Below are 19,457 nucleotides of genomic sequence, written 5' to 3'. Positions count from 1 at the left end.
GGAAACGGCCCGGCTCAGTCCCGCGGGTCGTACGGGTCGAGCCCGAGCAGCGGGAAGACGGTCTTGCGGGTCGCCGCGATCGCCCGGTCCACCGCGTTCGGCTCGCCCGTCGGCTGCCACGGCTCGTACGACGGGTCCGCGTCGTCGGTCATCCGCAGCGGAATCTCCCGGCCCGGCCGACGGGCCGCGGCCAGCTCACGCCAGCCCGGCGGGGTGAGCGTCGCCGGGTCGATCGGGTCACCGGTCGCCACGGCCAACAGGTGGCTCCAGGCTCGGGGCACGACCTCGACCAGCGCGTACCCGCCGCCGCCGGTGGCCACCCAGCGGCCCTCGCACAGCTCGTCGGCGAGCGCCCGCAACGCCAGGTAGGTCGCGCGCTGCCCGTCCACCGTCAGGTTCAGGTCGGCCAGCGGATCCAGTCGGTGCCCGTCCGCGCCGCACTGGCTCACCAGCACCTGCGGCCGGAACGCGCGCAGCACCGACGGCACGATCGCGTGGAACGCCCGCTGCCAGCCGGTGTCGTCGACGCCGGGCGGCAGCGGCATGTTCACCGCGCTGCCCTGCGCGCCCGGCCCGCCGGTCTCGTCCGGGAAGCCGGTGCCCGGAAAGAGCGCGAGCGGCGTCTCGTGCAGGCTGACCGTGAGCACCCGGGGGTCGTCCCAGAAGATCTGCTGCACCCCGTCGCCGTGGTGCACGTCCACGTCGACGTACGCGATGCGCTCGGCGCCCAGATCCAGCAGGCGGGCGATGGCCACCGCCGGGTCGTTGTAGACGCAGAAGCCGGACGCGCGGGCGGGCATCGCGTGGTGCAGCCCACCGGCCACGTTCACGGCCCGGCGGGCGTCACCGCGCCAGACCGCCTCGGCCGCGGTCACGGTCGCGCCGGCGATCAACGCGCTGGACTCGTGCATCCCCTCGAAGACCGGGTTGTCGGAGGTGCCCAGCCCGTACCCGGCGAACAGCGGGTCACGCGGCGCGGCCCGCACCGCGGCCAGGTAGGCCGGGTGGTGCACGCGGGTGAGCAGGGAGTCGTCGGCGGGCTCCGGCTTGACCACGCGCACCCCGGGACGATCCAGGATGCCCAGCTCCCGGGCGAGCGCGACGGTCAGCTCCACCCGGACCGGGTCGAGCGGATGGTCACCCATGTCGTAGGCGAGCAGCGAGGGGTCCCACACCACTACCGTGTCGTCGGACATGAGCTCATCGTCGCACGGGGACCGTCGTCGGCCCACCGCACGCGCTGGTCAGCGGCCGGGTGTCGGCCCGGAGGCGACCGGCCGGGCCGGGTCGGCGACCCAGTTGCTCCACGAACCCACGTAGAGCGCGGCGTCCGTGCGGCCGGCCAGGTGCAGCGCGAGGACCGCCTGCGCGGCGGTCACCCCGGAGCCGCAGTACGCCCCGACCGTCCGCGCCCCGGTCGCGCCGACCGCGGCGAACCGCTCGCGCAGCACGTCGGCGGCCGGGAAGCGCCCGTCGGCGCCCACGTACTCGCCGGCGGGCAGGTTGGCCGCGCCGGGCACGTGACCGGCGACCGGGTCGATCGGCTCGACCTCGCCGGCGTAGCGGGGCGCCGCGCGCACGTCGAGCAGCACGGCGTCGTCGGCGGCAGCCAGCGCGGCGGCCTGCCCGGCATCCAGCACCGGAAGATCACCGGGGCGCACCTCGACGTCGCCGTCGGCCGGGGCGGGCGCGGTGGTGGAGACCCGTCGTCCGGCGGCGACCCAGGCCGGGAAGCCACCGTGCAGCAGGCGCACCGGCCGGTGCCCGGCCCAGCGCAACGTCCACCAGGCGCGCGCGGCGGCCAGGCCGTCACCGCCGTCGTACACCACCACGGGGTGACCGGCGCGGACGCCGGCGGCCCGCAGCGCGGCCTGTAGCGCGCCCGGATCGGGCAGCGGGTGCCGGCCGCCGACCCCGGGCGGCCCGCACAGCGCGGTGTCCAAATCGACGAAGACCGCGCCGGGCAGGTGACCGGCCAGGTAGTCGTCGTGGCCGGGCGGGCCGGTGAGCCGCCAGCGGACGTCGAGGAGGGTGGGCGGGTCGGCGTGGTCGAGTTCGACGGCGAGCTGATCGACCTCGACAAGCAACTCCTCGGTACCGGACATGGCGACCATCCAACACCATCCGGGTCGGCATTACGCGGTTCGGCGGCGGTCGTCGGCCACGCAGCGGGGTAGCATCGTGCACCGGAGGGCCGCTGACGTTATGAAGTCTCACGACCTGGTCGACACGACCGAGATGTACCTGCGCACCATCCTCGAGTTGGAGGAGGAGGGGGTGCCGCCCCTGCGCGCCCGGATTGCCGAACGGCTGCAGCAGAGCGGCCCCACCGTGAGCCAGACCGTCGCCCGGATGGAGCGCGACGGCCTCCTCACCGTCGAGGGCGACCGGCACCTGACGCTCACCGCGCTCGGCCGGGGCAGCGCCGTCTCCGTGATGCGCAAGCACCGCCTCGCCGAGCTGCTGCTGGTCAACGTCATCGGGATGCCCTACGAGGAGGCCCACGAGGAGGCCTGCCGTTGGGAGCACGTGATGAGCGACGCGGTGGAGAAGCGGGTGTACGACCTGCTCAACCGGCCGACCCGCTCCCCGTACGGCAACCCGATCCCCGGGCTTGCGGAGCTGGGGTCGGCCGAGGCGGAGACCACCGAGGCCGCCGAGGGCGAGCGCAACCTGGCCTTCCCCGGCCTCTCCGGGCCGGTCGTGGTGCGGCGGATCTGCGAGAGCGTGCAGAAGGACGCCGACGTGCTGCGCCAGCTGCACGCCGCCGGGGTGGACCCGGGCGCCACGGTGACGGTGGCCCAGGAGCGCGACGGGGTGTCGATCGACCGCTCCGGCGACCGGGTGCGGCTGCCTCGCGAGGTCGCCTCCCGGGTCTTCGTCGCCGCCAACTGACCGGCCGCCCACCCGGGCGTCACAGCGCCCGGGTGTCCACCTTCTTGGCCAGCCCGACCAGGTCTCCGGCCAGCTTGTCGGCGGCCGCGCGGTCGGCGGCACGGGCGCCCGTCCAGGTCAGCGTGGCCAGGCGTCCGTCGGTGCCCAGCCAGCCGACCTCGGCGACCGGGCCGTGCCCGCCGGTCGCGGCGGTGGTACGCCGGTACGCCTGCTGACCCAGCCCGGTCACCTTCGCCGCCTTGTCGGGCACCACGTCCGCGCCGAAGGTGGTCTTGTCGATGGTGGTCTCGGACACACTGAGCATCAGCTCCGGCAGCGCCGCGCGTTCGGCCCGGACCACGCACGTGTGCGTGTCACCCCGCTCGCTGGCCGCCGCCACGTCGAAGCGCACCTTGACGAGCTGCTCGATCACCGCGAAGTCCAACAGCCGGCAGGCACCCCCTGAGGAGGCCGCCGACACGTCCAGGGCGACCGGCGCCTGCGGCGGCACCGCCACCGGCTCGGCCTCGGCGGCACAGCCGCTCAGCAGCAGGCCCGCCAGCCCGGCGACCACGATCCGCCCGCGCACGCTCCACCCTCTCGCCGACCGACGGCGGAGGGGGCCCGCCGGATGTCCGTCGGACACCGTACGGGGTGTGCGGGTCGGGCGGAAGTCCTCGTGCACGCCTATTCCGACGGTGGATCGTCCACATACGGGCAGTGCCGGCAGCCCCGGCCGCAGCACGTGCCGCGGCGGGCGAGGAAGCCGGCGCTGAGCACGAAGAGCCCCGTCGCCGGGTCGGGGTAACCGGCTTCACCGGCGGCCAGCGCGGCGGCGTGCGCGGCGAGGATCCGGGCCCGCTCGGGGTGCTCGGACGGCAGCCGGGACGGGTGCGGCTCGGCGAGCGGCCGATCCGCCAGGGGTCGTCGCTCTCCGCTCACCCGCAGCAGTCTAGGGAGGACCCGTCGGCGGTGGCCCAGCCGTGCCGGGCGGGCGGAATTGCGGTGCCGGGTGGGGTTGCGCCTCGGTAGAGTCCGCGGGCCGCCGGCCGGCGGCGCTTACCCGCACGGACAGGCGGCGACGGTGAGTCAGCAGGTGCAGCGGTCCCCGGCGGTCGAGGCGGTCGAGGCGGGGGCGACCCCGTCGCTGTGGCGCAGCCGGAACTTTCTGCTGCTCTGGGGCGGTCAGACGGTCAGCGAGCTGGGCACGCGGATCGCCAATGTCGCAGTGCCGCTGCTCGCCGCCGACACCCTGCACGCCAGCGTGTTCCAGGTCTCCCTGCTGACCGTCCTGGCCTGGCTGCCGTACCTGCTGTTCTCGCTGCCGGCGGGCATCGTCGCCGACCGGCTCGACCAGCGGCGGCTGATGATCGCGTGCGACCTGGGTCGGGCCGCGCTCCTGCTGTCCCTGCCGGTGGCCGCGCTGGTCGGCCACCTCACCCTGCCCTTCCTGTACGCGGTGGTCGGGCTCGGTGGCGTGCTCACCGTGCTGTTCACCGTGGCGTACAAGACTCTGCTGCCCCGGCTGGTGCCGGCGGACCTGCTGGTGGACGGCAACGCCAAGTTGACCATCAGCCAGGACGCCGCCGAACTGGTCGGCCCGACGGTCAGCGGCGCGCTGATCGGGCTGGTCGGCGCCGCCCGCACCTTCCTGGCCAACGGGTTCGCCTTCCTGGTCAGCGCGCTGACGCTGATCCTGATCCGGCAGCCACCGGTACGCCGCGAGCCGGCTCCCCGCGTACCCCTGCGGGTGGAGTTGACCGACGGGCTCGGCTTCATCCGGCGGCAGCCGATCCTGGTCAGCATCCTGGCCTGCACGACGTGGTCGAACTTCTGGGTGATGGCGTCCGCCTCGATCGAGGTGACCTTCCTGGTGCGGGAGCTGCACGCCGCGCCGGTGCAGGTGGGTCTGGTCTTCTCGGTCAGCGCCGTCGGCGGGCTGGTGGTGGGGGTGCTGGCCGCCCGGCTGTCGGCCTGGCTCGGCTCGGCCCGGGTGATCTGGGTGGCGATGACCGCCCCGGGCCCGTTCTATCTGCTGATGCCGTTGGCCCGACCCGGCTGGGGACTGCTGCTCTACGGTGTCGGGCTGGCCGCGTTCTCGGCCAACGCGGTGCTGTTCAACGTGGCGTCGATGTCGTACCGGCAGCGGATCACCCCGCCGGCGATCCTCGGGCGGGTCAACGCGGCGTTCCTCTGGATCTGCTTCGGGGTGATCCCGCTGGGCGCGCTGACCGGCGGCGCGCTCGGCACCACGCTGGGGCTGCGCGGCGCGCTCTGGGTCTGCGTACTGGGCACCTGGGCGGCTTGCCTGTTCGTGGTCTGCTCGCCGCTGCGCCGGATGCGGGACACGCCGGCGGACGTCGGCGTCTGAGAGGGTGGGGCATGCCCACCTTCGCCGCCTCGGACGGCACCACGCTCGCGTATCGGAGTCTCGGCGGGGGCGACCCGCTGATCTGCCTGCCGGGCGGGCCGATGCGCGACTCGGCGTACCTCGGTGACCTGGGCGGCCTGTCCTCGCATCGGAGCCTGGTTCGGCTGGACCTGCGCGGCACCGGCCGGTCGGCGGTGCCGTCGGACGCCTCCTCGTACCGGTGCGACCGCCTGGTCGCCGACGTCGAGGCGCTACGCGTGCACCTGGGGCTCGCCCGGCTGGACCTGCTCGGGCACTCCGCCGGCGCGAACGTGGCGCTGCAGTACGCGGCCCGACACCCCGACCGCGTGGGCCGGCTCGCGCTGATCACGCCGAGCACCCGGGCCGTGGGGCTGGAGGCGACCGCCGCTCTGCGCCAGGAGGTCACCCGGGCCCGCGCCGATGAGCGGTGGTACCCGGAGGCCGCCTCGGCGCTGGAGTCCATGGTGACCGGACGGGCCACCGGCGACGCCTGGCAGGCGATCGCGCCGTTCTTCTACGGCCGGTGGGACACGGCGGCCCGCGCGCACCAGGCGGTCGAGGCCGCCCAGCGCAACCAGGAGGCCGCCCGGATGTTCGGCGCCGACGGCGCTTTCGACCCGCCGGCCACCCGCGCCGCGCTCGCCGCCCACCCACGCCCGGTGCTGCTGCTCGCCGGTGAGCTGGATCTCGGTGCCCCGCCGGGCCTGGTTGCCCAGCTCGCGGAGCTGATGCCCGGCGCCGAGCTGGTCGTACAGCCCGGCGCGGGGCACTACCCGTGGCTGGACGACGCCGACCGGTTCACCGCCACCGTCTCGGCGTTCCTGCGCTGATGCGGTGGCTTGAGTCTCCACCGGGGGGAGACGCGAGGGTGGGGGCATGAGCGGTGACGAGCGGTACACGATCGGCGACCTGGCCCGACGCACCGGGCTGAGCGTCAAGACCATCCGGTACTACGCCGACAGCGGGATCGTGCCGCCGACCGACCGGAGCCCGGCCGGCTACCGCCAGTACGGCCCGGAGGCCGTCGCGCGACTGGAACTGGTCCGGACGCTGCGCGACCTGGGCGTCGAACTGGCCTCCATCCGTCGGGTGGTGGACCGCGAGGTGCCCCTGCACGAGGTGGCCGCCGCGCACGCCGAGGCGCTGGCGGTGCAGATCCGGGTGCTGCGGCTGCGCCAGGCCGTGCTGACCGTCGCGGCGAGGCGGGAGGCGGGCCCGTCCGAGGTGGACGACCTGCACCGGTTGGCCCAGCTCACCGCCCACGAACGGGGGCAACTGGTGGACGACTTCCTGGACAGCGTCTTCACCGGCGACCCGCCGACGTACCCGGGCGTGCTCGTCTCGATGACGCCGGACCTGCCCGACGACCCCACCGCCGAGCAGGTGCAGGCGTGGGTGGAGTTGGCCGACCTGTGCCGGGACCCTGCCTTCCGGGCGAGCATGCGGCGGCTCGCTCGCCAGCACGCCGCCGACAACGACGTGCCCGGGCTGCCCCGCCCGGACGCCGTCGCCATGGTCCGGGACGGGGTGGCCAACGCCCTGGCCGCCGGTCTCGATCCGGCCGGACCCGAGGCCGGGCCGGTGGTCGCGGCGGTCACCGACCGGTACGCCCGCCTGCACGGCCTCCCCGACGACGCCGACCTGCGCCAGCGGTTGCTCGACCGCCTGGTGCTGGCCAACGACCCTCGCCGGGACCGTTACCTCGACCTGCTGTCGGTGATCAACGGCTGGTCGGGCGGTGGCGCGGTCGCGCCGGCGGCGGACTGGTTCATCCGTGCCCTGCGCGCCCGGACGCCCGCGCGGAACCGCTGAACCGGCCGGGTCGGCGTCGGAACGTCAGGCGAACCAGGTCAGCGCCTGGCCGTGCCCCCGGGCCCAGGCCAGCGGCTTGCCGTCCAGCGCGAGGACGTTGTGCAGCGCCGCGTCCGGCGAGTCGGGCAGCCCGTCGTAGGGCAACACCTCCGGGGCCTCGTTGGCGATCCAGTGCCCCGGCAGCTCACGCACCAGCCGGACGAACGCCTCCCGACGAGCGACGGGCACCTGGTAGAGCACCGAGGTGTGGAAGATGACAAGCGTCGCGCCGGCCGGCGCCCGCGTGGCCAGCGCCGGCAGGTCTTCCACCAGGTCGCCGCGGATCAGCAATGGCGGATCGGCCGCAGCGACCGCCGCGGCGGCGCGCAGGCGGGCCCGCCGGTGCGCGTGCTCCGGCCAGATCAGGGCGTCCAACCACGACACCGCGTCCGCGTCGGTCACGTCGAGCGGGTTCAGGTCCAGGCCGGCCCGCCACACCACCTGGGGTACGCGCTCAGGCGGCACCAATCCGCTGGCCGCGCACTCCAGGACCGGCTCGCCGGACCCGATCCGGTGCTCCCCGTAGCGGTAGGCGTACCGGTCGGGGTAGAGGCAGAGCCCGGCGGACGCGCCGACCTCCAGCAGGGCCAGGGGCTGCGGCAGCGCGGCGAGCACCGGCAGCAGGACGGCGCAGCGGCCGGCCTCGTTCGTCTGGGTGGCGCGCGCACGCATCTGCGCCTCGATCGCCGGCCAGTGGGTGAGCGTGTAGTCGTGGAACGCGCCCGGGTCGTCGACCGGGCCACCGAGCCAACGGACGACGCCGAACAGCAGATTCGGCTGTCGCTTGGCTGGCGGAAGCGCGTCGAGGAGAGCGAGCAGGTCGTCGTCGTGGGCGACGGCGTCGGACAGTCGCTCGTACGTCGGTGAGACCCCGTGCGCCTCGCGGCGCGCGAACTCGACGTACGTCTCTGCGGTTGTCATGCCCTCATCGTCGCAGCCCATTCCTCGGTGGGTCAGCCCCCGTGCCTGTGCGCTGACCCACCGGCCTTCTCGAGCCCGGCACCGCTCAGGGCAGCTGGCCCGGTCGGTCGACGATGGCGATGCGCAGTAGCGCGACAGCGTTGTACAGGGATTCCTTGCCGTCACGCACCACGGAGTTGCGGGTGCCGAGGTAGACATGGGAGTCCCGATCGAAGATGAGGTCCAGGTTTCCACCGATCACCCCGGGCATCCGAATCGCCACCCCATGGCGGCCGGCGGCGTCCACCACGTCACCCGAGATGACGACCGCTCCGGGTTGCCGTGCCAGCAGTTCGAACAGCGCCGCGAGCGCTCGGGGTGGCACGTATCCGTCGAGCATCGACCACGCGGTGGTGTACGCCATGCTCTCGTCCCCGTAGACGGCCTCCTCATCGGCGCCTTCGGGTAGATGCAGGTCGACCGGGTGCGCCCGAAGGTAGCGCAGCAGCTCGTCCGGATCGGTGGGTAGGTCGCCGTGGTACGCGGGCGGCTGGAACGCGTCGAGCTCGTTGTCGGGATCGGCGGGATCGTCGATGCGGAGCACCTTCAGTTGGCTCCACCCGTTCGGATCGGTCTCCGGTCGATAGCGTGCCTGCGTATAGGCGACGCCACCGGCCGACTGCCACAGTTGGTTCCGAATCGTCCGGTACGGACCGCTGTTCGGCAGCTCCCGTATCGTCGCCAGGGACTCCGTGAAGACGTACTGGTCGGGGCGGGCGGTGAGCTCCGGCTGCTGCCGGGCGACGTCGGCCGCCAGGTGGAAGACCTCCGACGCGGTGGCCGTGGGCGGCGACTGATCGCCCATCTTCATGGTCTGGACCGCCAGCGCACCGGCGGTCAGCGTCACCGCCATCCCGACCGCTCCGGCGAGACGCCAACCGCGCAGGAACGGGGTACGGCGCCCGGCCGGACGGCCCGCCGACGCCAGCTCGGCCCGTTGGGCAACGTGTGCGCTCAGGTCCCTGAGAAGCTGCTCCTCGAAACCCTGCGGCGACCGTTCAGTCGTGTTCATCGTCAGCTCCGTCTCATCTCAGGCGAGGGTGGCGGCCGGGTGGGCGAGCACGGCGCGGACGACGCGACGGGCACGATGCAGGCGGACCCGAGCGGCGACCGGCGACATCCCGAGCACGGTCGCCGCCTCGGCGACGGTGAGGCCGTCCACGGCGACGAGTTCGACAAGCGTGCGGGTGCCCTCGGGTAGCTCGCTCAGTGCTCGATAGGTGCGGCGGGCCGCCGACTCGGCGTCGATCCGCTCCTCGATGCGGGCGATGTCGTCGGGGCCCAGGTCCCGTCGTCCCGCCAGTCGGCCCGTCACCCGCAGCCGTTGGGCCGCCCGACGTCGCTCGTCGCCGATGACGTTGCGGGCCACCCCGAACAGCCAGCCGATCTGGCTGCCCCGGTCCGGCCGGTAGCCGGCCGCCGATTCGATCACCGCCAGGAACACGTCGGCGGTCAGGTCGGCAGCGAGATGTGGGTCGTCGACCCGCCGCGCCACGAACCGACCCACCGCCTCCAGGTGCCGCCGGTAGAAGACCTCGAAGGCCGCCGGATCGGCCCCGATGCCGGAGATGTCGTCATCGGATCGGCTGGTCTCATTCACGCGGGCCGTCCTCTCTCGCGCGTTCACACCTCTTCTTCGTTCGGCGGAACACCTGTGTTACGAACCCCGATTGAGCCCTCGTGCTGGCCTGACCGACGCCATCGGCGGCACCAACCCCGGCGAGCGGTATACCTCAGAGTCATGAATATGACTCTGAGGTATGTCGGCGATCGGCGGCATGCCCCGGGGGCGAGTCTGCCCGGCGCTGACGGCGACGCCGCTGGTCCGACTAGGCGGCCGCCCTGGTGATGCGGCATCATCGGACCACCGGCGACTGGCGGCACGGGGATGGTCAAACCATCGGGGAGCCTCTCGCGGGCGTCGACCGCCTGGGCGCCTGCGCCGAGGGACCGTCATGACCACGACCAGCGAATCCGCAGAACACCACACCCCATCGGGCACGGCTCGGCTCCTGCCGGGCGCACCCGTGGCCGAAGCCGTCCTGGCCGAGACCGCCGCCGCAGCAACCCGCCTGCGCAGCCGCGGGATCACACCGAGTCTCGCCACCATCCTCGTCGGGGACGACGACGCCAGCGCCGGCTACATCGCCATCAAGCAGCGTCAGGCCGCCGCGCTCGGGTTCGCCTCCCCGCACGTGCATCTGCCTGCGACCGTCGCCCAGATCGATCTGCACCGGGCCATCGCCCGATTCAACAGCGATCCGGCCGTGCACGGACTGCTCGTGCAGTACCCCGTTCCGGGGCATCTGGACTACGACGCGGCACTGCAGACGATCGACCCTGACAAGGACGTCGACGGCATGCATCCGCTCAACATGGGGCGTCTCGCCGTCGGCCTGCCCGGCCCGCTGCCGTGCACACCCGCGGGCATCGAAGCCCTCCTGGCGTACTACGAGATCCCGGTCGCCGGTCGTGAGGTCGTCATCCTCGGCCGCGGCGCCACCCTCGGTCGTCCCCTGGCGATGCTGCTCGCCCAGAAGCGCCCAACCGCCAACGCCGCCGTCACCGTCGTCCACACCGGTGTGCCCGACTGGGCGCGCTACACCCGCCGCGCCGACATCCTCGTCGCCGCCGCCGGCGTACCCGGCATCGTGCAGCCCGAGCACGTCAAGCCCGGCGCCGTCGTCATCGGCGCCGGCGTCCGCTACGACGGGCGGCGCCTCCTGCCGGACGTGGACGAAGCGTGCGCCGAGGTCGCTGGCGCCATCACGCCACGGGTCGGAGGGGTCGGTCCGACCACGGTCGCGATGCTGTTCCGCAACGCCGTGCGCGCCGCCGAACGCGCGACCCAGTAGCCCGGTCGCCGAGATCACTTGATGCTGAGTAGTCAGAGCGGCTCGGCCACAACTATTCAGCATCGAGTGATCGAGCCGGCTTCCTGCGTTTGGAGATCTCCTCCAGGTGCTGGAGTTGGTGCTGCCGAACCATCTCGTCCCATACCTCCTGGTCGTAGTCCGGGTCCGGCGGGATCCACTTGTGCGAGTTGTCGCTGTAGTGGAACCGTTCATCGCCCCGCCGGATCAGACTCACCGGACCCAGCCCAAGAAACGCCGGTGCAGCAGCCCGGCGGGCACCCAAGTCAGATCCTCAGCCGCCCAGACCAGGTAGGACCCCATGTAGAGGGCCAACGACAACGGCGCGCCGTCGAACTCGGCATGCAGCTCGGTGCGCCGGGTCCGGCAGGGCCAGGGCGCGTCACATCCGCCGCAGGTCCACACCGGAAGGACCGGGCCGTGCGTGGTCACCGCAGGCCGTCCAGGAAACGCCAGGTGGCGACGCGGGCGTGCCAGCAAGCGGCCCATTCCGCCTGATAACAGGGGTACGGGGACAGCCGCGCCCACCACCAGCGACGGCCGGCAACACCGGGCAGGCGCACCGCCATGATCTGCCCGGCCTGATCGTCGGTCACTCCCGCTCCTCCCCTGGCCAATGGCCTCGTCGGATCGGGATGCGATGCCGGGCACGACAGGGCAGATCCGCGCCGCAGCGACAGATCCGACGCCACCGCCGCCACGACCAGACCGGCCTATGCCGCCGCGCCAGAGTCATCGCCACCGCCAGCACGTAGTCGTCGTACGGCACACGCGATCCCATACGGCTCCAAAGTTGGACTCCTATTTTGGAAGTACAACCAGGCTAGATTTGGACTCCTAAATTGGGAACCTCTTCGCGGCGTGTCGCGGTGACCGGCTACGGCCGCGCGATAATCAGCCGGTGGTGAACCCGACGATCCAGCAGCGGCGTCTCGGTCTTGCCCTCAAACGGGCTCGTGAAGGTGCAGGCAAGACGCAGGACGAAGCGGCTGCTGTCATCGACGCAGCAGCGAGCAAGATCAGCAGGGTCGAGCTTGGACAGTCGGGCATCAAGCTCACCGACCTGAACCTGCTACTCGATCTCTACGGGGTCCGAGGCGATGACGCCGATCCGCTACGCGACCTTGCACGAGCAGGGCGACAACGCGGGCGCTGGAGCACCTACCGAAACGCCGTGCCGGACTGGTTCCGCCAGTACCTAGACCTCGAAGGCGACGCGTCAGAGATCCGCTGGTACCAGCCAGAGGTCATCCCCGGAGTCCTTCAAATCGAGCCTTACATCCGCGCCATGAACGCGATCGCCCACCCACGCCCGCCCACCGATGAGGTCGACCGGCAGGTTGCCGTGCGCATGGAACGGCAGTCGATTCTGCAGCAGGACGACGGGCCCGACCTGAGCTTCATCCTCAGCGAGTCGGCGCTGCGCCGAAGCATCGGTGACGCGACGACGATGCGCAAGCAACTCCTGCACCTGGCAGAGGTCAGCGAGCAGCCCAACGTCACCCTTCAGGTGTTCCCGTTCAACGCACAGACCTACGAGACCGCATCGTTCAGCTTCATCATCCTGCGTTTCGGGGACGACGCGGCATCGGACGTGATCTACGTCGAGACCTTCACCGACGCCGATTACCTTGACCGGCCGGACGCCGTACGCGCCTACACTCGACTTTGGGACCGACTCCGGGCTGCCGCTCTCGGGCCGGTAGAGTCGCGCAAGCTCATCCTGAGGATGGCGGACGACGTGGAGCGCCAACAGACCTGAGAGAGTGATCATGGAGACTTCGGATCGCCTGGTCTGGCGCAAGTCGAGCTACAGCGACAACAACGGCGGCGCGTGCGTCGAGGTCGCCGAACTGGGTACAAGCATCCTGGTGCGCGACAGCAAGAATCCCAGCGGATCGAACCTTTGCTTCACGAGAGGCGCGTGGACGAGGTTCCTACGGAGCATTCGATAGCCCAAGATCCAAGGTTCGAAACACCTGCCGCCAGCCGAACGCCCGGGCAGGCGAGCGCATTGGCGCAAGAACATTCGCCGAACCAGCTTGCCCGATCTGATCGCCCGCCCGCTCGCGACGACGTTTTGGGTACGGACGATATAGATATCTCAGGGTCTCAATGACAGGAGGGCCTGGGCACGCCCGGCAGGCCCGGAACTCCGTCCACTCCCTCGCTGGCGGTGGAGACAAGCCGCCCCTGGATGAGCGCGGCAAACGCGGCCGCACCTATGAGCTCACCTCTTGTTGATCGCGCCTTCGCGGGAACGAGAGCGCACTTCATCAATCCATGAGGCGCAATCGATCTCCTCTGCCTTCGGCTCGGGGCAGCCAAGGTCGGAGCGACGCCGTTCATCCCTGCCCGCCACAGCCAACGACGATGGAGCAAAGTTGGGCGGGTCTGCCGTTCAGCACGTCTATCCGTAGCGCAGGAACCATTATGGGAGATTGTGACGATAGTCCGTTTGCGCGGATCGCGACCGTTGAGTCGAGAGTGGCCTTGACCAGGCCGTTTTCCAGGGGCCGGCTAGAAACTGTCGTACAACCGTGCGATGGTATGAGCAGCTGCGGAGGGAGGGGCATGATGTCGTCTTCCGCGCACCGCGTGCGCCATACCGTCCCGCCCCAACCCAACTCCTGCCGCTGGTGCGGGACTCCTGAACGCGAGCATGCCCAACGGTGGACCCCTTCGAAGGGATGGCACAGGTGGGAGGTCCCGACTGCCGCTCAACGGCGGGCGCGGATGCTTGCGCGGCGAACATTAGGAATCAAGGGCAGCTAACTTCTCCAACTGCAGAAAGGTGTCGCGAAGTTCTGCCGGAACCTCTGCGGGCGTCTTGAGACTTCGCGCCATCTCGTACATCATTGACGCCTTCGAGTTGGGCCCGCTATCGCTCCCCTCCTTGAACAAGTTCAACAGCAATGTGCTGAACTTGCCAGCCCGCAGCGATTCGATCGATTCCGGATCCCAAGGCTTCCCGTCGTTCCGGGGCCACACCAGGTTCGCCACATTGCACCACTGCTCGTTCGTAAAGATGCACTCCAACTCTTTATCCGGCGTCCCCATCAAGCGAACGTGATTGACGATGTCGATACCCTCCTTCGCCAGGTTCGCATCACTGAAGACTCTGCTGTTCCTTCGACTGTCAGCATCAATGATTAGCATCACCTGCCGCTTCGACCGGGCCAGATACCCGACGAACTTTAAGGCGCCTTCGTTATTATGGCAACCGACGATCACTATCCCTGCCGCGTGTACTGGCCGGCCTGTAGTGAGGCGGAAAAGCAACGGGAAAGACAACTGCTCCGTTACGCCTTCTACGCCTACGAAGCATCGCTCGTGAAGCAATACCGTGTTGCGCAACCCCAGGGCGATGGCAATATCGGCGAGGTATCGCCCGTTCGCGTCGTTATCCAAATCGGACAGCAGCCGATTTATTCGGGTGCGCTCACCCTCAAGCTTTAGATGAACAATGTCCTCGATGGCTGCACCATCGATCAGATTCATGGAATGTGTAGCTATCACCATCGAGACACCAGGCACCGAGCACTGCTCGCGTATGAGTGCCATTACACGCCGCTGCTGAAGGTAGTCAAGGTGGGTGTCAGGTTCGTCGTACGCCAAGACGACGTGCTGCTGGTCGTCAGGGAAAGGATTATTCTCAGCATCGCGTTTAAGGAGCTCGCTCGCCCACTCCCAGACGGCAAGGCTGATACGGCGGTTTCTTCCTGCCCCCACAGTGCTGAGACTAACCGTTTCACCGCTGGTGCGAGCCAGCAGCAGCCTGGTAGATCGTAGGCCAGAGGTGAAGGACACATTCGGCTCGACGGCGACGCGGACCAGGTCGGGGCACCGTTGTTGAATGTGTTCGACGAGCCCCTGCGCGTCCTCACGAACTCGACGGCCGAGTTCCGCCTCCAAATCTCGCACTCGCTGCTTGAGATCCTCGTCCTCAAGGTGGGATCTATAGCGACTGTTCAACGCCGCCTTAATCGCGGCTTCGGCTGATTCAGCATCGCCGAAGAGTAGAAACTTCGGCAGCGATGCCCTGATTTCCTTACTGGCCGCGATCCAGGCCTGCGTTCGTGGCCGAGTGGCGGCGAACTGGTCCAATGCGATCATCCAGCTACTTCTGGACCTGGCGTCAGCAGCAGCAGCGACCCCATGTCTGCCTGCGATGCGTTTCAGGTCGGCGAGCGATCTAGCCTCAAGATCACGGAGGTCTTCGTCCTCGGGTGCGTCGACGAGCAGTTCCAGGCGAACTTCTGACTCCTGGTTTCGAATGCGGCGCATCCGGATCGTGCTGGGCAGCCCAAGGGCCGATTCCTCCCTCTTAGAGAGTCGAAATTCGCCCTCGACCCAGGTGGTCTCGACCCGCTCGACGAGATCTTGGTTCTCGACCTCGGACACGGTGCGGTCCGCACCAGGGTCCGTCGCGAAGGTCCGATCCTCTTCGGTGAGCGGGTGGGTCCCAAGCAGGAATGCGAGCGCGTCGATCGTGGCGGACTTCCCACTGTCGTTAGGGCCCGTCAAGATCGTAGGGCGGTGGACTGGGATGGGACCGACGTCCTGCAAGCTACGGAACCCCCGCACGGAAATCGAAACGAGCTCCATGGACGTCCTCCCCGTTTCCGTCTCGCCTCAGCCATAGGCGAAAGCGCCCGAGCGAGCAGCACATAATGAACGCAACGCGAGTAGACAGCCTATACCAGGCCAGCCCCTAGACGTTGTAGGCCCACCGACTCCCGGTACTGCAACCCAAGCGAACCCACGTCCTCCAACCCGCCGAAGGCAGTGTCATATGGTTGCAACTTTTGCGGTGGTTGGCGACAAATGGCAGCAATCGAAATAATCTCGCTTTCTCTACCCAGGACCACGCCGACCATCGCCCCTAATATTGAATTGCTTGACAGTGGGGGCCTCAGTAAGTTCTTGGACGACCCTCAGGACGCAACCAGGGAAGCGGCATGGATCTTCATGATTTGAACGACGCTACACGCGCAGCAATGATCATCGAGATCGAAGCGGACATCGAGAGCGGCAGCCTCTTCGTGAGTCGACGCCTAAACGGCACTGGCATGAGCCGGTGGCCTCTGATTTTGATTGACGCCGCAAGGACTGGCGATCCAGAGTCACTGGCGTTCTGCATACGCGGCGAGGGTTTGCTTGTCGATCTAGAAATCTCTCACCGAAACGGCAAACCGTACGAGAAGAAAGTCCCCGTCAATGCTGCTGAAACCTTGGCGCAAGGGGAGTTTGTTCGGTTTTACATGAGAGCTGTTTGCATCCAAGCATTAAGTGCAGGAACGAAGGTTCGAGTGTATCGCGCAAAGTCCGTCATGAACCATCGACGCGAATCCGAAGCCAAGATCGGGAGTGTTGTCGACCCGACCGAGCTGCTTGCGGACTTACGACGCAACGTCGGAATGGATACATTTCTCGGACTACCACCTGGACCTAACTCCGGCCTTTGCGTTCGCCTGATCTGACGCAAGATAGCCGGTGGTTGACGAGATTTAGTGAGTGCACCTGCCTGGGAGTACCTAGAAACGGCGCTGCCCCGACCTCCGGTGAGGAAGTCGGGGCAGCGCCGCGTTACGCGTACGTCAGCTGCAGCCGCTGGTGGAGCCGCAGCCCTCGCAGACGTAGCAGCTACCGGCGGGGCGCATCTTCGTACCGCAGGTGAAGCAAAGCGGCGCGTCGGCGGCCTTGCCGATCACGGCCTCCAGCAGTTCGGTGCTGGAACCCACGCTCGGGGCCGGCTTGGCGACGGCCACGTCGGCCATCTCCTGGGCCGGCTGAGCGACGGCCTCGGTCCTGGCCGGGGCCTCGACCGGCGCCGACGACGCCATCGCGGTGAGTTCCGCGCCGGTGACGGCGGCGGCCTCCGCGTCGGCCTCGGCCCGCAGCTGGGCGGCCCGCTCGCTGGCGGTGAAGATGCCCAGCTCGGCGCGGCGCTCGTAGGGCAGGAAGTCCAGTGCCAGGCGACGGAAGATGTAGTCCATCACCGAGGCCGCCATCCGCACGTCCGGGTCGTCGGTCATGCCGGCCGGCTCGAAGCGCATGTTGGTGAACTTGCTGACGAACGTCTCCAGCGGCACGCCGTACTGCAGGCCGATGCTGATGGCCACCGAGAAGGCGTCCATCACGCCGGCCAGGGTGGAGCCCTGCTTGGACATCTTGAGGAAGACCTCGCCGAGGCCGTCGTCCGGGTAGGACGACGCGGTGAGGTAGCCCTCGGCGCCACCGACGGAGAAGCTGACCGTCTCGGACGTGCGCTTCTTCGGCAGGCGCTTACGCACCGGCCGGTACTCGATGACCTTCTCCACCGCGGCCGGCGCGGCGGCTGCGGTCTCGACGGCGGCCGGCGTGGTGGCCTTCTTGGACTTGGCCACCGAGAGCGGCTGGCCGACCTTGCAGTTGTCCCGGTAGATCGCCAGCGCCTTGAGGCCGAGCTTCCAGCCCTCGAAGTAGATCTTCTCGACGTCCTCGACGGTGGCCGCCTCCGGCATGTTGACCGTCTTGGAGATGGCGCCGGAGACGAACGGCTGGATCGCCGCCATCATCCGCACGTGGCCCATCGGGGCGATCGACCGCTCGCCCATCGCGCAGTCGAACACCGCGTAGTGCTCCGGCTTGAGGCCCGGGGCGTCCACCACGTGGCCGTGGTCGGCGATGTGCTCGATGATCGCCTCGACCTGCTCCTCGGGGTAGCCGAGGCTGCGCAGGGCGCGCGGCACCGTCTGGTTGACGATCTGCATCGAGCCGCCGCCGACCAGCTTCTTGAACTTGACCAGCGCCAGGTCCGGCTCCACGCCGGTCGTGTCGCAGTCCATCATGAAGCCGATCGTGCCGGTCGGGGCGAGGACGCTGGCCTGCGCGTTGCGCCAGCCGAACTTGTCACCGATCTTGTTGCCCTGCGTCCACTGCTTGGTCGCCTCACGGACGATCGCGGTGGCCACCGGGCTGGTCGGCTTGATCTCGTCGTTGGCCGCGGCGTGCTTGCGCATGACCCGCTTGTGCGGCTCGGCGTTGCGGGCGTAGCCGTCGTACGGGCCGACGACGCCGGCCAGCTCGGCGGAGCGGCGGTAGGCGGTGCCGGTCATCAGCGACGTGATCGACGCGGCGACCGAGCGGCCCTGGTCCGAGTCGTACGGCAGGCCGGTGGCCATCAACAGGGCGCCCAGGTTGGCGTAGCCGATGCCGAGCTGCCGGTAGGCGCGGGTGGTCTCACCGATCTTCTCGGTCGGGAAGTCGGCGAAGCAGATCGAGATGTCCATCGCGGTGATGACGAACTCGACGGACTTGACGAACTTCTCCACCTCGAAGCCGCCGTCGGCCCGGAGGAACTTCATGAGGTTGAGTGAGGCGAGGTTGCACGAGGAGTTGTCCAGGTGCAGGTACTCCGAGCACGGGTTCGACGCGGTGATCCGCCCGGTCTCCGGGCAGGTGTGCCAGTCGTTGATCGTGTCGTCGTACTGCAGGCCGGGGTCGGCGCACTCCCAGGCGGCCTGGGAGATGGTGCGGAACAACTTCTTGGCGTCCACGGTGTCGATCACCGAGCCGTCCAGGCGACCGCGCAGGTCAAAGCCGCCGCCATTCTGCACGGCGGTCATGAACTCGTCCGAGACGCGGACCGAGTTGTTGGCGTTCTGGTACTGCACGCTGACGATGTCGGAGCCGCCGAGGTCCATGTCGAACCCGGCGTCGCGCAGCGCGCGGATCTTGTCCTCCTCGCGCGCCTTGGTCGCCACGAACTCCTCGATGTCCGGGTGGTCCACGTCGAGGATGACCATCTTGGCCGCGCGCCGGGTGGCGCCACCGGACTTGATGGTGCCGGCGGAGGCGTCCGCGCCGCGCATGAAGCTGACCGGGCCGGAGGCGGTGCCGCCGGAGGAGAGCAGTTCCTTGGAGGAACGGATCCGGGAGAGGTTGACCCCGGCCCCCGAGCCGCCCTGGAAGATCCGCCCCTCCTCCTTGTACCAGTCGAGGATGGAGTCCATCGAGTCGTCGACGGAGAGGATGAAGCAGGCGCTGACCTGCTGCGGCGACGGCGTGCCGACGTTGAACCAGACCGGCGAGTTGAAGCTGAACACCTGGTTCAGCAGCATCCAGGTCAGCTCGTGGGCGAAGACCTCGGCGTCCGCCGGGCTGGCGAAGTAGCCGTACTCCTCGCCGGCGGTGCGGTAGGTGGTGACCACCCGGTCGATCAGCTGCTTGAGCGACCACTCCCGCTCCGGGGTCCCCACCGCGCCCCGGAAGTACTTGGTGGTCACGATGTTCGCCGCGTTGACGCTCCACGACTCCGGGAACTCAACCCCACGCTGCTCGAAGTTGATCGAGCCGTCCCGCCAGTTCGTCATCACGACGTCGCGGCGCTCCCAGGACACCCCGTCGTACGGGTGGACCCCCTCCGTCGTCCACACCCGCTCGATCTTCAGCCCCGCGCCTGCCTTGTTCCGTGAACGGCTCGTTGTCACGCCGTCGCCCCCCTCGTCTGCGCGGTCACCCAC

Annotated in this window: 19 protein-coding genes; 8 read left to right on the top strand and 11 right to left on the bottom strand. The window is 69.4% G+C overall.

Features of this window, described 5'->3' with window-relative positions:
* Window positions 1-14: 14 nt before the first annotated feature.
* Together ACFYPH_RS21005 and ACFYPH_RS21000 are read right to left on the bottom strand one after the other, a co-directional pair.
* Entirely contained in the window at window positions 15-1,196 is a 1,182-nt protein-coding gene (locus ACFYPH_RS21005) for an acetoin utilization protein AcuC (RefSeq protein ID WP_355133580.1), read from the bottom strand.
* Between the two features lie 48 nt (window positions 1,197-1,244).
* Window positions 1,245-2,105: a sulfurtransferase gene (locus ACFYPH_RS21000; protein ID WP_387183954.1), complete on the bottom strand. Its 861-nt coding sequence runs from the start codon at window positions 2,103-2,105 to the stop codon at window positions 1,245-1,247.
* A gap of 100 nt (window positions 2,106-2,205) precedes the next feature.
* Here ACFYPH_RS21000 and ACFYPH_RS20995 point away from each other — a divergent pair, with 100 nt between their 5' ends.
* Window positions 2,206-2,895 carry a metal-dependent transcriptional regulator gene (locus ACFYPH_RS20995; protein WP_355133576.1) on the top strand — a complete coding sequence of 230 codons (690 nt, stop codon included), beginning with the start codon at window positions 2,206-2,208 and terminating at the stop codon, window positions 2,893-2,895.
* Window positions 2,896-2,914: 19 nt separating this feature from the next.
* On the opposite strand, the gene ACFYPH_RS20990 is transcribed toward ACFYPH_RS20995, so the two are convergent.
* Window positions 2,915-3,463 carry a hypothetical protein gene (locus ACFYPH_RS20990; RefSeq protein WP_355133574.1) on the bottom strand — a complete coding sequence of 183 codons (549 nt, stop codon included), beginning with the start codon at window positions 3,461-3,463 and terminating at the stop codon, window positions 2,915-2,917.
* Window positions 3,464-3,561: 98 nt separating this feature from the next.
* A complete protein-coding gene (locus tag ACFYPH_RS20985) occupies window positions 3,562-3,816 on the bottom strand; it encodes a DUF5522 domain-containing protein (RefSeq protein ID WP_354861203.1) in 255 nt (84 codons plus the stop codon).
* 142 nt (window positions 3,817-3,958) lie between these two features.
* Here ACFYPH_RS20985 and ACFYPH_RS20980 point away from each other — a divergent pair, with 142 nt between their 5' ends.
* From ACFYPH_RS20980 to ACFYPH_RS20970, 3 genes are read left to right on the top strand one after another with little or no spacing between them, the layout of a single operon-like run.
* The gene (locus tag ACFYPH_RS20980) at window positions 3,959-5,245 is read left to right on the top strand and encodes an MFS transporter (protein WP_354861205.1); all 1,287 of its coding nucleotides are present in this window, start codon (window positions 3,959-3,961) and stop codon (window positions 5,243-5,245) included.
* Between the two features lie 11 nt (window positions 5,246-5,256).
* Window positions 5,257-6,096, top strand: a complete 840-nt coding sequence (locus ACFYPH_RS20975; RefSeq protein ID WP_355064000.1) for an alpha/beta hydrolase — start codon at window positions 5,257-5,259, stop codon at window positions 6,094-6,096.
* 46 nt (window positions 6,097-6,142) lie between these two features.
* Window positions 6,143-7,078: a MerR family transcriptional regulator gene (locus ACFYPH_RS20970; RefSeq protein ID WP_387183948.1), complete on the top strand. Its 936-nt coding sequence runs from the start codon at window positions 6,143-6,145 to the stop codon at window positions 7,076-7,078.
* 24 nt (window positions 7,079-7,102) lie between these two features.
* Here ACFYPH_RS20970 and ACFYPH_RS20965 read toward each other — a convergent pair whose 3' ends face one another.
* The 3 genes from ACFYPH_RS20965 to ACFYPH_RS20955 form a co-directional block, all read right to left on the bottom strand.
* Window positions 7,103-8,038: a DUF2332 domain-containing protein gene (locus ACFYPH_RS20965; RefSeq protein ID WP_387183944.1), complete on the bottom strand. Its 936-nt coding sequence runs from the start codon at window positions 8,036-8,038 to the stop codon at window positions 7,103-7,105.
* Window positions 8,039-8,123: 85 nt separating this feature from the next.
* The gene (locus ACFYPH_RS20960) at window positions 8,124-9,089 is read right to left on the bottom strand and encodes a CU044_5270 family protein (protein WP_354861213.1); all 966 of its coding nucleotides are present in this window, start codon (window positions 9,087-9,089) and stop codon (window positions 8,124-8,126) included.
* A gap of 18 nt (window positions 9,090-9,107) precedes the next feature.
* Window positions 9,108-9,677 carry an RNA polymerase sigma factor gene (locus ACFYPH_RS20955; protein WP_387183941.1) on the bottom strand — a complete coding sequence of 190 codons (570 nt, stop codon included), beginning with the start codon at window positions 9,675-9,677 and terminating at the stop codon, window positions 9,108-9,110.
* A gap of 355 nt (window positions 9,678-10,032) precedes the next feature.
* On the opposite strand from ACFYPH_RS20955, the gene ACFYPH_RS20950 reads away from it, so the two are divergent.
* The gene (locus ACFYPH_RS20950) at window positions 10,033-10,932 is read left to right on the top strand and encodes a bifunctional 5,10-methylenetetrahydrofolate dehydrogenase/5,10-methenyltetrahydrofolate cyclohydrolase (RefSeq protein WP_355064010.1); all 900 of its coding nucleotides are present in this window, start codon (window positions 10,033-10,035) and stop codon (window positions 10,930-10,932) included.
* Window positions 10,933-11,163: 231 nt separating this feature from the next.
* On the opposite strand, the gene ACFYPH_RS20945 is transcribed toward ACFYPH_RS20950, so the two are convergent.
* Window positions 11,164-11,382: a hypothetical protein gene (locus tag ACFYPH_RS20945; RefSeq protein WP_355064011.1), complete on the bottom strand. Its 219-nt coding sequence runs from the start codon at window positions 11,380-11,382 to the stop codon at window positions 11,164-11,166.
* On the bottom strand, window positions 11,379-11,546 hold the full coding sequence (locus ACFYPH_RS20940) for a hypothetical protein (RefSeq protein WP_355064013.1): 168 nt from the start codon (window positions 11,544-11,546) through the stop codon (window positions 11,379-11,381). Before ACFYPH_RS20940 ends, ACFYPH_RS20945 begins: the two co-directional genes overlap by 4 nt.
* Before the next feature lie 305 nt (window positions 11,547-11,851).
* Here ACFYPH_RS20940 and ACFYPH_RS20935 point away from each other — a divergent pair, with 305 nt between their 5' ends.
* Both ACFYPH_RS20935 and ACFYPH_RS20930 read left to right on the top strand, forming a co-directional pair.
* A complete protein-coding gene (locus tag ACFYPH_RS20935) occupies window positions 11,852-12,712 on the top strand; it encodes a DUF5753 domain-containing protein (RefSeq protein ID WP_387183937.1) in 861 nt (286 codons plus the stop codon).
* A gap of 10 nt (window positions 12,713-12,722) precedes the next feature.
* Complete coding sequence (locus tag ACFYPH_RS20930; RefSeq protein WP_355064017.1) at window positions 12,723-12,905, top strand: DUF397 domain-containing protein; 183 nt, start codon at window positions 12,723-12,725, stop codon at window positions 12,903-12,905.
* Between the two features lie 799 nt (window positions 12,906-13,704).
* Here ACFYPH_RS20930 and ACFYPH_RS20925 read toward each other — a convergent pair.
* Entirely contained in the window at window positions 13,705-15,558 is a 1,854-nt protein-coding gene (locus ACFYPH_RS20925; protein ID WP_387183934.1) for an ATP-dependent endonuclease, read from the bottom strand.
* 353 nt (window positions 15,559-15,911) lie between these two features.
* Between ACFYPH_RS20925 and ACFYPH_RS20920 the strand changes: the two genes are divergently transcribed.
* Window positions 15,912-16,433 (top strand): hypothetical protein, encoded by a 522-nt coding sequence (locus tag ACFYPH_RS20920; protein WP_355064021.1) that lies wholly within the window; start codon window positions 15,912-15,914, stop codon window positions 16,431-16,433.
* Between the two features lie 117 nt (window positions 16,434-16,550).
* On the opposite strand, the gene ACFYPH_RS20915 is transcribed toward ACFYPH_RS20920, so the two are convergent.
* Window positions 16,551-19,457: a vitamin B12-dependent ribonucleotide reductase gene (locus ACFYPH_RS20915; protein WP_387183931.1), complete on the bottom strand. Its 2,907-nt coding sequence runs from the start codon at window positions 19,455-19,457 to the stop codon at window positions 16,551-16,553.

This window comes from Micromonospora sp. NPDC005252 (genome assembly GCF_042872475.1).
Taxonomy (GTDB): domain Bacteria; phylum Actinomycetota; class Actinomycetes; order Mycobacteriales; family Micromonosporaceae; genus Micromonospora.
Note: the sequence above shows the minus strand (reverse complement) of the source record. Positions and strands in the feature narration are given on the sequence as shown.

What these genes read in the sequence shown, in the direction of transcription:
- ACFYPH_RS20960 (WP_354861213.1), bottom strand. Translation starts at nt 9,089, where the DNA reads ATGAACACGACTGAACGGTCGCCGCAGGGTTTCGAGGAGCAGCTTCTC.
- ACFYPH_RS20950 (WP_355064010.1), top strand. Translation starts at nt 10,033, where the DNA reads ATGACCACGACCAGCGAATCCGCAGAACACCACACCCCATCGGGCACG.
- ACFYPH_RS20920 (WP_355064021.1), top strand. Translation starts at nt 15,912, where the DNA reads ATGGATCTTCATGATTTGAACGACGCTACACGCGCAGCAATGATCATC.
- ACFYPH_RS21005 (WP_355133580.1), bottom strand. Translation starts at nt 1,196, where the DNA reads ATGTCCGACGACACGGTAGTGGTGTGGGACCCCTCGCTGCTCGCCTAC.
- ACFYPH_RS20965 (WP_387183944.1), bottom strand. Translation starts at nt 8,038, where the DNA reads ATGACAACCGCAGAGACGTACGTCGAGTTCGCGCGCCGCGAGGCGCAC.
- ACFYPH_RS20930 (WP_355064017.1), top strand. Translation starts at nt 12,723, where the DNA reads ATGGAGACTTCGGATCGCCTGGTCTGGCGCAAGTCGAGCTACAGCGAC.
- ACFYPH_RS20995 (WP_355133576.1), top strand. Translation starts at nt 2,206, where the DNA reads ATGAAGTCTCACGACCTGGTCGACACGACCGAGATGTACCTGCGCACC.
- ACFYPH_RS20925 (WP_387183934.1), bottom strand. Translation starts at nt 15,558, where the DNA reads ATGGAGCTCGTTTCGATTTCCGTGCGGGGGTTCCGTAGCTTGCAGGAC.
- ACFYPH_RS20975 (WP_355064000.1), top strand. Translation starts at nt 5,257, where the DNA reads ATGCCCACCTTCGCCGCCTCGGACGGCACCACGCTCGCGTATCGGAGT.
- ACFYPH_RS20970 (WP_387183948.1), top strand. Translation starts at nt 6,143, where the DNA reads ATGAGCGGTGACGAGCGGTACACGATCGGCGACCTGGCCCGACGCACC.
- ACFYPH_RS21000 (WP_387183954.1), bottom strand. Translation starts at nt 2,105, where the DNA reads ATGTCCGGTACCGAGGAGTTGCTTGTCGAGGTCGATCAGCTCGCCGTC.